The organism is Achromobacter kerstersii (genome assembly GCF_902859595.1).
In the GTDB taxonomy this organism is placed as follows: domain Bacteria; phylum Pseudomonadota; class Gammaproteobacteria; order Burkholderiales; family Burkholderiaceae_B; genus Achromobacter; species Achromobacter kerstersii.
The window spans coordinates 603,457-616,574 of the sequence record NZ_CADIJQ010000001.1 but is presented as its reverse complement, the minus strand read 5'-3'; the positions used below and the strand labels follow the sequence as shown (position 1 = coordinate 616,574).

At 66.0% G+C, this 13,118-nt stretch carries 7 protein-coding genes; all 7 read right to left on the bottom strand.

All coding sequences use genetic code 11. From position 1 onward, the window contains the following. Positions 1-11 precede the first annotated feature (11 nt). Complete coding sequence (locus tag HV765_RS02725) at positions 12-1,160, bottom strand: zinc-binding metallopeptidase family protein (RefSeq protein ID WP_054426837.1); 1,149 nt, start codon at positions 1,158-1,160, stop codon at positions 12-14. Further along, positions 1,157-2,116: a transglutaminase family protein gene (locus tag HV765_RS02720; RefSeq protein ID WP_175168690.1), complete on the bottom strand. Its 960-nt coding sequence runs from the start codon at positions 2,114-2,116 to the stop codon at positions 1,157-1,159. The genes HV765_RS02725 and HV765_RS02720 overlap by 4 nt, the downstream gene beginning before the upstream one ends. A 19-nt stretch (positions 2,117-2,135) precedes the next feature. Then, positions 2,136-4,730 carry a circularly permuted type 2 ATP-grasp protein gene (locus HV765_RS02715; RefSeq protein WP_175168689.1) on the bottom strand — a complete coding sequence of 865 codons (2,595 nt, stop codon included), beginning with the start codon at positions 4,728-4,730 and terminating at the stop codon, positions 2,136-2,138. Positions 4,731-4,779: 49 nt separating this feature from the next. Continuing rightward, a complete protein-coding gene (locus HV765_RS02710; RefSeq protein WP_175168688.1) occupies positions 4,780-8,151 on the bottom strand; it encodes a transglutaminase family protein in 3,372 nt (1,123 codons plus the stop codon). A gap of 26 nt (positions 8,152-8,177) precedes the next feature. Beyond that, positions 8,178-8,975, bottom strand: coding sequence for a transglutaminase family protein (locus HV765_RS02705; protein WP_054426839.1), 798 nt, complete (start codon positions 8,973-8,975; stop codon positions 8,178-8,180). 411 nt (positions 8,976-9,386) lie between these two features. Then, on the bottom strand, positions 9,387-11,354 hold the full coding sequence (locus tag HV765_RS02700) for an alpha/beta hydrolase domain-containing protein (protein WP_217483329.1): 1,968 nt from the start codon (positions 11,352-11,354) through the stop codon (positions 9,387-9,389). Positions 11,355-11,387: 33 nt separating this feature from the next. Continuing rightward, positions 11,388-13,013, bottom strand: coding sequence for a methyl-accepting chemotaxis protein (locus tag HV765_RS02695; protein WP_054426840.1), 1,626 nt, complete (start codon positions 13,011-13,013; stop codon positions 11,388-11,390). Positions 13,014-13,118: the final 105 nt, after the last annotated feature.

The window sequence follows — 13,118 nt, the reverse complement described above, 5'->3', positions numbered from 1 at the left end:
TTAATCCAGCCTCAGACGCCCACCGACGCCCTCTTCACCACGCGATGCACGAACTGCAATTTCCCCACCACTTCCGCCGGCAGCACAAACGGGTAAAAGTCCCGCTGGCCCATGCTGCGTGACAGCTCGTTCAACACCCCCGTCAGCGCCACCCATGCGTTGACCAGGTCCAGGAAGTCCTGCCCTTCGGGGTCTTGCGGGTCGTAGAGCGCGGCGGTGGTGAAGGGTTCGTAGGCTTGTTCTACTGCTGTGCGGGTGACGCCGAAGCTGATGGCGGTGTCCAGGGTGTCCATCATGTGCAGGTAGTGCGCCCAGGTTTCGGCCCAGTCTTCCCAGGGGTGGCACGACGCGTAGGTGCTGATGAAGTGCAGCGCCCAGTCGGCGGGCGGGCCTTGTTCGTAGTTGCGTTGCAGGGCTTGGGCGTAGTCGGCTTGTTCGTCGCCGAAGACCTGGCGGAAGGGTTCCAGCCAGGGGCCGCCCGCGATGAGCTGGTCCCAGTAGTAGTGGCCGATCTCGTGGCGGAAATGGCCGACCAGCGTGCGGTAGGGTTCGCGCATGTCTTCGCGCACTTTGACCCGGTAGGCGTCGTCGGCTTCAAGAATGTTGATGGTGATGAGACCCTGCGCATGGCCGGTCAATAGCGGCGCGCCGTCGGCGGTGGGCGCCAGCAGGTCGAAGGCCAGGCCGCCGTCGTCCGGTTCGACGGAACGCCGGATCGGCAGGCCCAGCGTCATCAGCTGCGCAACCATCTGGCGCTTGGCCACTTCCACCTTGAACCACAGCGGGCCATTCTCTGGCACGGACAGGTCTGGGATGGTGCGGTTCAGGTTGCACGCCATGCATAGCGCATCGGGCGAGTTTGCGGGCAGCAGCCAGTTGCACAAGGCGGGTGAGCTGAAGTTGCCGCAGCGTTTGTAAGTTTTGCCGCGCGCCCTGCCCGATTCGCGCCACGTGCCCGCCGTGGTGCCTTCGTCCAGCGCCAGCACGTGGCCGCGCTTGGGGTCAAAACCCAGTTGCCGATGGCAATTCAGGCATTCGGTATTGCTGAAAAAAATAGGTTGCCCGCAGACGCATTGAAAGGCCTTCGCGCGCGCATGCCGCACGCGCTGGCGTTTCGGGGCGCGCAGTTGGCGGTTGATCGCGTCGAAGAAATAGCTCATGCATCGTTCCCTGTCGGAAATTCGTCGATGGGCGCGACGGTCACGCGCACATCCAGTTCATGGCCGCCGCCGCGGATCACGCCGCGCAAGGGGGTGACGTCGCCGTAGTCGCGGCCATAGGCCAGGATGACATGCGCCGTGCCTGGCACCACGTTGTTGGTGGGGTCCAGATCGACCCAGCCGCCATTGACCTCGACGCCTGCGCAGTGCACCGACACCCACGCGTGCGACGCGTCCGCCCCAATCAAGCGCGGCTTGCCGGGCGGCGGCTGCGACATCAGATACCCGCTGACGTAGCGCGCCGGCAAGCCAATGGCGCGCAGGCAGCCGATCATCACATGCGCGAAATCCTGGCACACGCCAACCTTTTCCTGGAAGGCTTGCAGGATGGGCGTGGACACTTGCGTGTGCGCGGGCTGATAGGTGAAGTCGGTGTGAATGCGGTGCATCAGGTCGATCGCGGCCGCCGCCACCGGCCGCCCCGGCGTGAAGGACAGCAAGGCGTATGCCCGAAGCTCGGCGTGCAGCGGCACATAGGTCGACGGGAACGTGAACTCCACTTCCGGTGCGAATGGCAGGGCCGGGTCGTAACGCAAACGTTGCACTGCCGCTTCCCACGTCAGGCCGGTTGCCGGGTCCAAGGCGATAAAGCGCGGGTGGACGGTGACGCGGCTGGTGGCGCGCACGGTCAAGGCCTCGTGCGGGGCATAGAGGGCGAAGGTGCAGCGCGTGTTGCCGAAGCCGTCGATGGATTCAGCGATGTCTGCGGGCGCGGGCGTGACGGTCAGCGCGTAGGCCTCCACCCGCTGGCAGGCGTCGTTCAACGGACGCAGATAGCCCAGATGGTGCGCCAGCTCCACGGGCGCGTCGTAGCGGTAGGCGGTAACGTGGTCCACGCCCAGCGTCAGCCCGGATGCACACTGCAAAGCGGTTGTGGAAAGAGAAGTCAGGTTCATGACGATGATCGTGTCCCGCCTAGGCCGACAGCGTCTGGTCGTAACCCGCCGCGTGGCTGAAATAGCGGCGGCTGATTTCATTGGACAGGTTGCTGGCCGCGCCATCCAGTTGTTCCGACAGCGCCAGCACGCCCGCGTACAAGCCCTGAGTCTGTTCACACAGCGTGGCCAGCGTCACGCCAGCGCCGTGCGCCGGCAACAAGGCCAACAAGTCGGACGCAGGCCCCGCCACCGTGTCGGGCAAGCGCGCCACTTCCTTCTTCAACACGTTCAACACACACGCCAGCGAGCGCGGGTTGGCGGGTTCCTGCACCAGCAGGTTCAGCAGTGCCGGCACTTCCTGGCGGCCGGGATAGTAGGCGCGATACGTGATCTTGCTGTCGAACAGATCCAGCAGAATGTTGAAACCGCTGTCGCCCAGCACCGCGTTACGGCGAAACAGTTCGCCCAAGAGGCTGGCCATGGCGGACAGGCGTTCAATCTGGCGGCCGATGGTCAACAGCCGCCAGCCGTCGTCGCGCGTCATGCGGTCGGTTTGCGAACCGGTGATGGCCGACAACTGCATGCCCAGGTTCTTCAGGGCGCGCAGCACGTCCGGTGCGGACGCCGGCGCGTCTGACACCGTATCGTCGTCGCGGCCCTTGGCCTGGTTGGTGGCCATGCGCAAAAACCATTCATGGGCGGTTACCACCAGCCGCCAGTGGTCGGGCGACAAGCGGTCACGAATCTGGCCGGCGGCAAACGCCAGTGCGCCCAGGTTGCGGGCGACCCCGCCCTGCGCTTCGGCGCCCGCCAGCTCGGCGACCAGCGTGGATTCGAACATGCGCACCGACAAGCTCTGCGCGGGCGGCACGAGGCCGCTGCGCTGGCACAGGGCGGCAACCGCAGCGAAGAGTTCGCCCGCGTTGTCTTCGTCGCTGTTCAACCACGTCAACGCCACCGTCGCCAGGCGCACATCGTTCTCGGCGCGTTCGGTGTAGCGTCCCATCCAGAACAGATTTTCAGCGGCGCGGCTGGACACCGGGCGGTGGGCCGGCACGATGTCTTCCGGGCGCAACTGTGCGGGCAGCATCGAAAACGTATCGACGGCCCCGCGCGTGGTGACCCAGGTATCCATGCTGCTGCCGCCGCGCTGCATGGACACAATCTGCTGTTCACGGCTGGCGATGCGGGTCAGCCCGCCGGGCAAGACGGTCCACCCGCCCTCGCCGTCTGCGATGACGAATACGCGCAGCATGGCGGCGCGCGGCACGATGTGGCCGGCCGCCCAACTGGGCGCCTGCGACAGCGGCAGGTATTCCTGGATCGTGTAAGCGTCGGGGTTGTCGGCAATGCGCGCGAGCAGCGCGTCGCGCTCGGACGGCGGCACCGCGCCCCCGATCACCGGCTCGAATCCGCCGCGCGTATTGCTGGGGTACGTGGACTTGACCACCGCGCCCGCCAGATTCGCCAGCGCCTGATCGCGCGCCGCGGCCTCGCCGCACCACCACGACGGCAGCGACGGCAGCAACAGGTCTTCATCCAGCAAGCGGCGGCTGATGGCGGGCAGGAAACCGTTGATGGCGGGCGACTCCAGAAAGCTCGTGCCCAGCGAATTCGCCACCAGCACGTTGCCCGCCCGCATCACTTGCAGCAAGCCCGGCACGCCCAGCGTGGAGTCCGAGCGCAGTTCCAGCGGATCACAGAAATCGTCGTCCAGCCGGCGCAGCACCGCATGCACGCGTTCCAGTCCGTGCAGCGTTTTCAGGTAAAGCACCTTGTCGCGCACGACCAGGTCGCCGCCTTCGACCAGCGTCACGCCCAGATAGCGCGCCAGGTAGGTCTGTTCGAAATAGGTTTCGTTGTAGGGCCCGGGCGTCAGCAGCACGATGCGCGGCGGCGTCTGCGCCGAGCGTCCGCCCGGGCTGAGCTTGTACAGCATGTCCATCAGCCGGCGATAGCTGGTGGCCAGATGCTGCACCCGCAATTCCTTGAACGCCTCGGGGAACATGCCCGAAATCGTCAGCCGGTTTTCCAGCAGATAGCCCAGGCCAGACGGCGCTTGCGTGCGCTGCGACACCACCCACCAGCCGCCATCGCTGGCGCGCGCCAGGTCAAAGGCCGCAATGTGCAGAAAGGTGTCGCCCGGTGGCGCGTAACCCCGCAGCGGCCGCAGGTAGCCGGGGTGGCCCAGCACCAGCGCGGGCGGAATCAGCTTGTCGGCCAGCAGCGTTTGCGGGCCGTAAACGTCGCCCAGCAGGCGATTCAAAAGGCTGGCGCGCTGGCACAGCCCCGCTTCAATGGCGGCCCAGTCCGTGTCGTTGATGACAAACGGCAGCAGGTCCAGCGACCAGGGCCGCGCCGAGCCACTGGCGTCGGCGTAGATGTTGTAGGTGATGCCGTTTTCGCGGATCTGCCGCGCCACAACGTCGACGCGCCGGTCCAGGTCGGCGAAGCCGCTGGTGCCCAGCAATTCAAAAAAACGGGGCCAGGGGTCGCGCAGGCGCGTGGCCCCGGACGCGTCGGCCGTGTCGCGCAGCTCGTCATAGTGCCCGGCGCGTGCGGGCAACGCCGCATGAACCGCCAGGGATGCGACATCCTGCGACGGGTCCGTCTGAAAAAGAAATTGCGGCATAGCAGCTTTATCGGCGGCGGGACCGCCGGGGTTCAACATCTGGTAGGGCTCAATCGTGCCTTAAATCCAGCGAGAACGGAAATTCCCGGCTGACCTCGGCGGGCGCAACATCCATGCGCCCCGGCGTATGCCCGATCTTTTCAAAGCGGGCCAGGCGACGGCTCTCGGCCTCGTAGGAATTGACCGGGAACGACTCCGGGTTCAGCCCGCCCGGGTGCGCGACGTGATATTTGCAGCCTCCTAAAGAACGGCGGTTCCAGGTATCCACAATGTCTACCGTCAGCGGCACATGCACGCCGATAGAGGGATGCAGCGCCGACGGCGGCGACCAGGCCTTGTAACGCACGCCCGCCACGTACTCACCGACGCGTCCGGTAGGCTGCAAAGGCAGCGCCCGGCCGTTGACCGTCACAACATAGCGGTTGTCGTTCAAACCGGATACCCGGATTTCCACCCGCTCAAGCGACGAATCCACATACCGCACCGTGCCCGCGGACGAGCCCTCTTCGCCCATCACATGCCACGGCTCCAGCGCGCCGCGTAGCTCCAGATGAATGCCGCGCGCGGCCACATCGCCAAACAAGGGGAAGCGGAACTCGAAATGCGGCGCGAACCAGGCGGCGTCAAAGCCGTAGCCGGCCTCGTTCAAGTCCGCCAGCACGTCCTCGAAATCCATCTTTACAAAGGTCGGCAACAGGAAGCGGTCGTGCAGTTCCGTCCCCCAGCGCGTCAGCCTTGCGGTGTAAGGGGTCTTCCAGAAATGCGCAATCAGCCCACGCAGCAGCAGCTGCTGCGCCAGACTCATGCGCGCATGCGGCGGCATTTCAAACGCGCGCAGTTCCAAGAGGCCCAGCCGCCCCGTGGCGCTGTCGGGCGAATAGAGTTTGTCGATGCAGAATTCCGAACGATGCGTGTTGCCGGTAACGTCGACCAGAATATTGCGCAGCGCCCGGTCGATCATCCAGGGCGGCACGTCAGCGCCTTGTTCGGCGCAACGGCGGTGTATTTCCTGAAACGCCAGCTCCAGCTCGTAGACCTGATCGTTGCGGGCTTCGTCGATACGCGGCGCCTGGCTGGTCGGCCCGATGAACAGCCCCGAGAACAGATACGACAAAGACGGATGGTTGACCCAGTACGCCAGCAGGCTGGCCAGCACGTCGGGGCGGCGCAGGAACGGGCTGTCGGCCGTTGTGGCCCCGCCCAGCACAAAGTGGTTGCCGCCGCCCGTGCCGGTGTGGCGGCCGTCGGCCATGAATTTCTCGGTGGACAGCCGGGTTTCAAAAGCGGCTTCGTAAAGGAATTCGGTATGGTCGACGAGTTCGGCCCAGTTGCTGGCCGGGTGGATGTTGACCTCGATGACGCCCGGGTCGGGCGTCACCTGCAACACCTTCAGGCGCGGGTCGCGCGGCGGCGGATAGCCTTCCATGACGATGCGGGTGTTCAAGTCGCGCGCCGTGGCCTCAACCTGCGCCACCAGCGCCAGATAATCCTCCAGGCGCGGCAAGGGCGGCATGAAGACGTACAGCACGCCCTTGCGCGCTTCCACGCACATGGCCGTGCGCGTCAGGCCGGCGGCGGATTCGAATCGCGCGGGTGCGGCAGCGTCTGACGGGCCTGCTGCCGCCGTTGCGCCAGCGGCCCCAGGTATTCCCCCGGCCCCCACTCCCCCCGCCCCTTTGCCATTCACATCCCGACGCCCCGACGCCCGCGCATGCTGCGTCAGCAGCTGCGCCGGCCCGGGCAAGGATCGGCGCGCATCATAGGGGTCGCGGTCCACGGCCACGGGGGCATCGGCCTCATCCACCCAGGGCAACGAATCCAGCGGCAGCCGGTATCCCATGGGCGAATCGCCGGGGAACAGATACATGCGTTCGTCGCGCAGGAACCAGGGGCCGGACACCCACGGCCCGCCCTCGCCCGCCTGGATCGGCAAGGCGTAGCCCACCACGCTGTCCAGCTTCTGCTCGAACACGCGGCGCAGCCGGGCGCGTTCCATCTCGTCGTCCAGACGCGCGTCGAAGGGGTCCACATTGACGGGCAGCCGGCGCTCGCGCCACAAGTAGTAGAAGACGTCTTCATAGCCCGGCACAACGTAGCGATCTTCCACGCCCAGCCGCTCGCACAGCTTCGTCATGAAACGCCGCGCATCGGCGACGGTATAGGCGCTGCGTTGGCGCTCGTCGGCGAACAGCGCCGGGTCAGCCCAGCAAGCCTGGCCGTCTGCCCGCCAGTAGATCGACAGCGCCCAGCGCGGCAATTGTTCGCCCGGATACCACTTGCCCTGCCCGAAATGCAGAAACCCGTTGCCGCCGTAGCGCGTGCGCAGCCGGTTCAACAGTTCCACGGCATAGCCACGTTTGGTGGGCCCCAGCGCCGCGGTGTTCCACTCGGCGCCTTCGCGGTCGGACACCGACACGAAGGTCGGTTCACCGCCCATCGTCAGGCGCACATCCATGTGGTCCAGATGGTCGTCGATCTTGTCGCCCAGGTCGCGGATGGCGTGCCATTGCTCGTCGGTGTAGGGCTTAGTGACGCGCGGCGATTCGAACACGCGCGTGACTGACATGGTGTGCGTGAATTCGACCTCGGCTTCGTCCACCGCGCCCGTCACGGGTGCGGCGCTGCCGGGTTCGGGGGTGGCCGCCAGCGGAATATGGCCTTCGCCCGCCAACAGGCCGGACGTCGGGTCCAGCCCGATCCATCCAGCGCCCGGCAGATAGACCTCGCACCACGCATGCAGGTCGGTGAAGTCAGTCTGGGCGCCGCTGGGGCCGTCCAGCGCCCGCACATCCGGCTTCAACTGAATCAGGTAGCCGGACACAAAGCGCGCCGCCAAGCCCAGATGCCGCAACGCCTGCACCAGCAACCATCCCGAATCCCGGCACGATCCGGCGTTGCGCGTGAGCGTTTCCTCGGGCGTCTGCACGCCCGGCTCCATACGGATCAAGTAATTGATTTCTTTATGGATCTGCTGGTTCAAGCCCACCAGAAAATCCACCGTGCGCTGCGGACGCACATCCACGCGCGACAGGAATTCCGTAAAGCGCGGCGTGGCCTTGTCGCACACGCGATACGGCGCCAGCTCGCGCGCCAGGCCTTCATCGTAGGTAAACGGAAATTCCTCGGCGTCCGGCTCCAGGAAGAAGTCGAACGGGTTGTACACGGCCATTTCGGCGACGAGGTCTACCGTGATCTTGAATTCACGTGTCTTGGTCGGGAAATTCAGCCGTGCCAGATAGTTGGCGAACGGGTCCTGCTGCCAGTTGATGAAATGGTCGGCCGGCTCCACCGTCAGCGAGTACGACAGGATCGGAGTGCGGCTATGCGGGGCGGGTCTCAGCCGAAGCACCTGCGCCGACAGGCTGACCAAACGGTCGTATTTGTATTGCGTGACGTGCTTGAGTGCTACGTGGATGGTCACTGCCTTCTCCGGGTCAACTGGGCGAGTCAGTGGCTGGTTTGTACCTGCACCGACACATTCATGGACAGCGCGGCCGCCGCCCCATGCAACCAGCGCACGGGCGAAGCCGATTCATAGTCGCGCGCCACGGCCAGGCGGCAATGGCCGTCCGACGCGAAGCAGGAATGGCTGACATCCACGCTGACCCAGCCGTGACGGGCCAGCCAGACGTCGGCCCAGCCATGGCTGGCGGCGTCATCGCCCGCCATGTGCCAATAGCCGCTGACAAAACGGGCCGGTGTGCCGAAGGCGCGCACGCAGGCCAGTAAAAGATGGGCATGGTCCTGGCTGCCGCCGCGGCCCGCCGCCAGCACCTGCGCCGCCGACAGCGGCACATCGTTCACGCCCGGCGTGTAGGCCACGCGTTCGCGGATGGCGGCGCTCAAGCGCAGCACGTCTTCGGGCGTATGCACCCCGCGCGGCACCACGTGGCGGCAAAATTCGCGGATGCTGTCGTCACATTGGGTCAGCCCGGTGGGCACGCCATAGATGTAGACCGGCAAGCGTTCGTCTTCGTCGCCCACATGGCCTTGGGCCAGCGGGTGGATGTCGACTTGCCCAACGGCATGGATTTCAATTTCGCTATGGGTGCGGTGCAACGTCAGCGTGTGCGTCACGTTGCCATAGGCGTCGACCTGCGCCTGGATCTCGCCCGGCGTCTGAATCTGCCAGCGCAGGGCGTGTTGATGGTCGTCGCGGCGCGGCGTCAGGCGCAGCGTCTGGATGCTGTAGTTCACCGGGGCGGCATAGCGGTAGCGAGTCACGTGCTTGATGAGATGCTTCATGAAAGTCTCCACACTGCAAGGTCACGCTGACAACGTCGGGCCCGTCCGCCCCCTGACCCGGCAGGCACGACGATCGATAGTAGCAATAGCTCGTTAAAAAAATAAGCAACTTGCATGCCAAGTTTTCCGGCCCCCGCGTTATCGACAATTCAAGGGGAAACCCGAGGGGCGCCAACCCCTTCCCGCCCCTCGACGCACCCTGCTGCGGCGCGCTGCGCACCAAGGCGGTGCGGGGGGTTGCCCGCTTTCGGACGCAACCCGGACGCAACCCCGGCGTGAATCGGGACGCGCGCCGCCCGCACAAAGAAAAAGCGCCCTTGCGGGCGCTTTGGAAGTCCGGGGCCGTCAGCCCCAAGTGGAGTTTTTACAGCCGATTGCAAAATTGTTCCGCACGCGACTGGCCGTTTCCCATCACGGGGCCAGCTTGGCCAGCTTGCCGGCGCGGGCTTCCTCGACCGCGGCGGCCGCATCCTGCGGCAACAACAACCGGGCTTGCACCAGGTCGTCGCTGGCCCGGCGCACGGCGTCCACATAGGCCGCATCCGTCGGATAGCGTTCCTCGATGGACAGGCGCGGGTCGTTGCGGGCCACGCGATCGGCACGGCTCAGCGCGAACGGCACGGCGCTGCCCATCTGCGTGCACAGGCCCTCGGCGTTGTTGCTCTTGGGGTTCCAGCCCACGTACGTGCCACGCGGGGCGGCAATCTGCGGCAGGCGCACGCCGTCCACGGCATTGCCGTCGGCGTCCACCTTCGGCAGGTACAGCGGGTATTCGCCTTCCACCAGCGGCAGGCGCGAGCCGTCCACGATCAGGCGGGATGCCACATAGGCGGCGTGGTACGGCAGGCCCGGAATGGCCGGGTACAGGCCCTTGGCGTCCACCAGCGTGTGGCGGGCGCGCGTGGGGTAACGGCTGGCGGGCGGCGGCGTGCCTTGGCCCACCCACGCGTCCAGCGCATTGAGCAACGCGCGCGTGACGGGCTGCGGGTCAATCGGGCTGGTGGGCAGCGCGCACGTGGCCATGGCTTTGGACACGGGGCTGGGGAAATGCTGCGAGCCCACCACCATGTACGCCCGCACTTCAGGCGGCAAGGGCAGATCGCGACCCCGCGCGTCCGTCACCAGCTGGCTCGCGTGCGAGGCCCAGAATTCGTACTCGGAATCCAGCTGCATGATGCGCGGGCACGTGTTCGTGGCGCGGCATTGCTGCAAGAGGCCGTCGCGCTTGCCCGTCAGCGGGTCGGTGCTGGTGGCGTACGCAAACGGGAATTGGTCCACGGGGTACAGATCATCCGCATGCGGGCCGGGGTTGCGTGACAGCTGCGCAAAGCGCGTGTTGGCGAACGTGCGCCGCGCGCCCGGAATCTGCGCCAGCATGCCGTCAAACACGCGCTTGCCTTGCAGATCCTGGTTGAAGCCCTGGTACAGATAGTCGCGCAGGAAACGGCCCGACTGCGAAATGCCCATGCCCAGCACCTGCTTGACCTGGCCGCCATGCTGCGCGGCCAGCGGGTTGCTGGCCACGTCGGCGCGCGCCAGGAAGGCGGTCACGTCGCGCATGGCGGCAAAGCCCATGCCCATCACGCCGGGGTCGCGCGCGGTGTAGGTGAATTCGTAGATGGCGTCGGCCGGCATGTCGGCCGGACGCGAGATCTCGATGCTGTTGTCGTCAATGAAGCGATACGACAAGCCCGCCGGATACTGGCGCGCATCCAGGCGCTGCGCACGCACTGACAGGCGCGCGCCCGTTTGCTTGGCCGCAGGGTAGCTCAGCGCGACGCGTTCGGCCGCGCCCGCCTTTTTGAAGACCCATTCGTCGCGCACCGGCCCGGTCACGTTCGGCACGACAGGCACGTCCAGGCGCATGCCCTCGCCCACCGGCACGTCGCCCTGCCAGCCCACCCACGCCAGCGTGTAGCCTTGCGACAGCAGGAAGCCGTTACCCGCGTCTTCGGCCTTTTCCAGGCGGCTGCTGTTGGGAATGCCGCCGCCATCAACAACGGTGCCGATCAGCTTGCGGCCACGATTGGGCGCTTCGACAATCAGCGTGCCGTTCGGTTTGGCGGGGCGCAAGATCACGACATCGGCGCGCGCCGTGACGCGGCCTTGCGCATCGCGCGGCGCCAGCGCCAGGTCGGTGATGCCCGCATTGCGCGGGTCGGCGGGGTCCAGGCTGATGGTGGCCACGCCCGTCAGCTTTTCAGCCACACCGCGCTCACCGAACACGCGGCCTTCCAGTGCGGGGGCTTGGCGCGCCTGCACGTCAAACGCGGTGACTTCGGCCTGGGCGCACGTGGCGCCCAGCAAGAAGACCGGGCTCAACACACGAGCAAGGGCTAGGGTTTGACGCGGCACGCGACGGCTCTGACGATTTGCCATGCAACTTCCTGTTTTCAATTCAAAGACAAACACTTAGGCGCTCAGCGCGAGACGGCGCGCGGCCGGTTGCGCGAACGACGGCTCGCGGTCGGCGCGCCCAGCGGAATCCCCGCCCAGCTTGAACGCCGAGACCGACGCATACAAGCCGCCGACCTGGCTTTCCATGGACGCGGCCACCGCCGCCACCTGCTCGACCAGCGCCGCGTTCTGTTGCGTCATCTGGTCCATCTGCGCCACCGCCACGCTGACCTGTTCGATGCCCGAGGTCTGCTCGCGCGAGGCCACGGTAATCTCGCCCACGATGTGCGTCACGCGCTGCACCGCCTGCACGATTTCGGCCATGGTCTGGCCGGCCTGGTTCACCAGGTTGGCGCCCGTGCTGACCTTGTCGACGGAATCGTCGATCAGGTCCTTGATCTCTTTGGCGGCCTGCGCGCTGCGCTGCGCCAGGTTGCGCACTTCGGTCGCCACCACGGCAAAGCCCTTGCCGTGCTCGCCGGCACGCGCCGCTTCCACGGCCGCGTTCAGCGCCAGGATGTTGGTCTGGAACGCAATGCTGTCGATCAGCCCGATGATTTCCGCGATGCGGCGCGAGCTATCGGTAATGCCGTCCATCGTGGTCACGACCTTGCCCACCACTTCGCCGCCGCGCGCGGCGATGCCAGACGCCGCCTGCGCCAATTGCACGGCCTGCTCGGCGCTGCCGGCGTTCTGGCGCACGGTGGCGGTCAGCTCTTCCATGCTGGCTGCGGTTTCTTCCAGTGACGCCGCCTGCTCTTCAGTGCGCGAAGACAAATCCAGATTGCCCGCAGACATTTCGCGTGCCGCGCCGTTCAGGCTTTCCGCGCCCGCACGGATGCCGCCGATGACTTGCGCCAGGTTCTCCTGCATCTTGGCCATGGCGCTGATCATGCTGCGCGTGTCGTTGTGGTCCACATCCACCGCGTGGCTCAAGTCGCCCGACGCGATACGGCCGGCGATGCCCGCCGCGTAGGTCGGGTCACCGCCCAGGCTGCGCGATACGCTGCGCGTGATCATGAACATCACGCCCGTCACCACCGCGCCGATCAGGCCCAGAATGGCCAGCGCCTTGAGCAGGTTGTTGTAGAACGCGGTCTGGATATCGTCCACCAGCACGCCGGACACCACCACCCAATCCCACGGCTGGTAGTACGAAATGAAGCTGATTTTGGGCGCGCGGTCATCTGCGTTGCCCGCCTTGGAGGCCTCGTATTCGACGAAGCCCTTGCCCTTGGCGCGCGCCAGGTCCGCCATCGTCTTGTAATACGCATGGCCTTGGGTGTCCTTGCGGTCGCCCACGTTCTGGCCGACGATCGATGCGCCAAACGGATGCATCAGCAGCACCGGCTGCGTGTCCACCACGAACACGAAGTTGTTGTTGTCAAAGCGCAGTTGCCGCAATTGGTCCAGCGCCTGGCGCTTGCCGTCTGCTGCGCTCAGCTTGCCTTCGGACACCGTCTTGGCATAAGACGCCACCACGCTCTGCGCCACTTCGACAATGCGCTCGAGCCCGTCGCGGCGCTCTTTCATCATGATGTCCCGCGCATTCAAGGCCGACCACCCGCCCAGCGCCAACAAACCGATCCACATCAACAACATGGCCAACCGCAGCTTGGCCTTCAAACTCAACGCATTCATGGTGCACCCTTGCAAGAATGCAGGCCCGTTCCCGACACAGGCCCGCCAGCGGACAAGTATGGTTCGCTCACGCCCTTTCCTATTGCCCGGAAACGGGGCCATGTT

Coding starts and splice junctions, on each gene's coding strand:
- HV765_RS02705 (WP_054426839.1), bottom strand. CDS start 8,975: ATGAAGCATCTCATCAAGCACGTGACTCGCTACCGCTATGCCGCCCCG.
- HV765_RS02700 (WP_217483329.1), bottom strand. CDS start 11,354: ATGGCAAATCGTCAGAGCCGTCGCGTGCCGCGTCAAACCCTAGCCCTT.
- HV765_RS02720 (WP_175168690.1), bottom strand. CDS start 2,116: ATGAACCTGACTTCTCTTTCCACAACCGCTTTGCAGTGTGCATCCGGG.
- HV765_RS02725 (WP_054426837.1), bottom strand. CDS start 1,160: ATGAGCTATTTCTTCGACGCGATCAACCGCCAACTGCGCGCCCCGAAA.
- HV765_RS02695 (WP_054426840.1), bottom strand. CDS start 13,013: ATGAATGCGTTGAGTTTGAAGGCCAAGCTGCGGTTGGCCATGTTGTTG.
- HV765_RS02715 (WP_175168689.1), bottom strand. CDS start 4,730: ATGCCGCAATTTCTTTTTCAGACGGACCCGTCGCAGGATGTCGCATCC.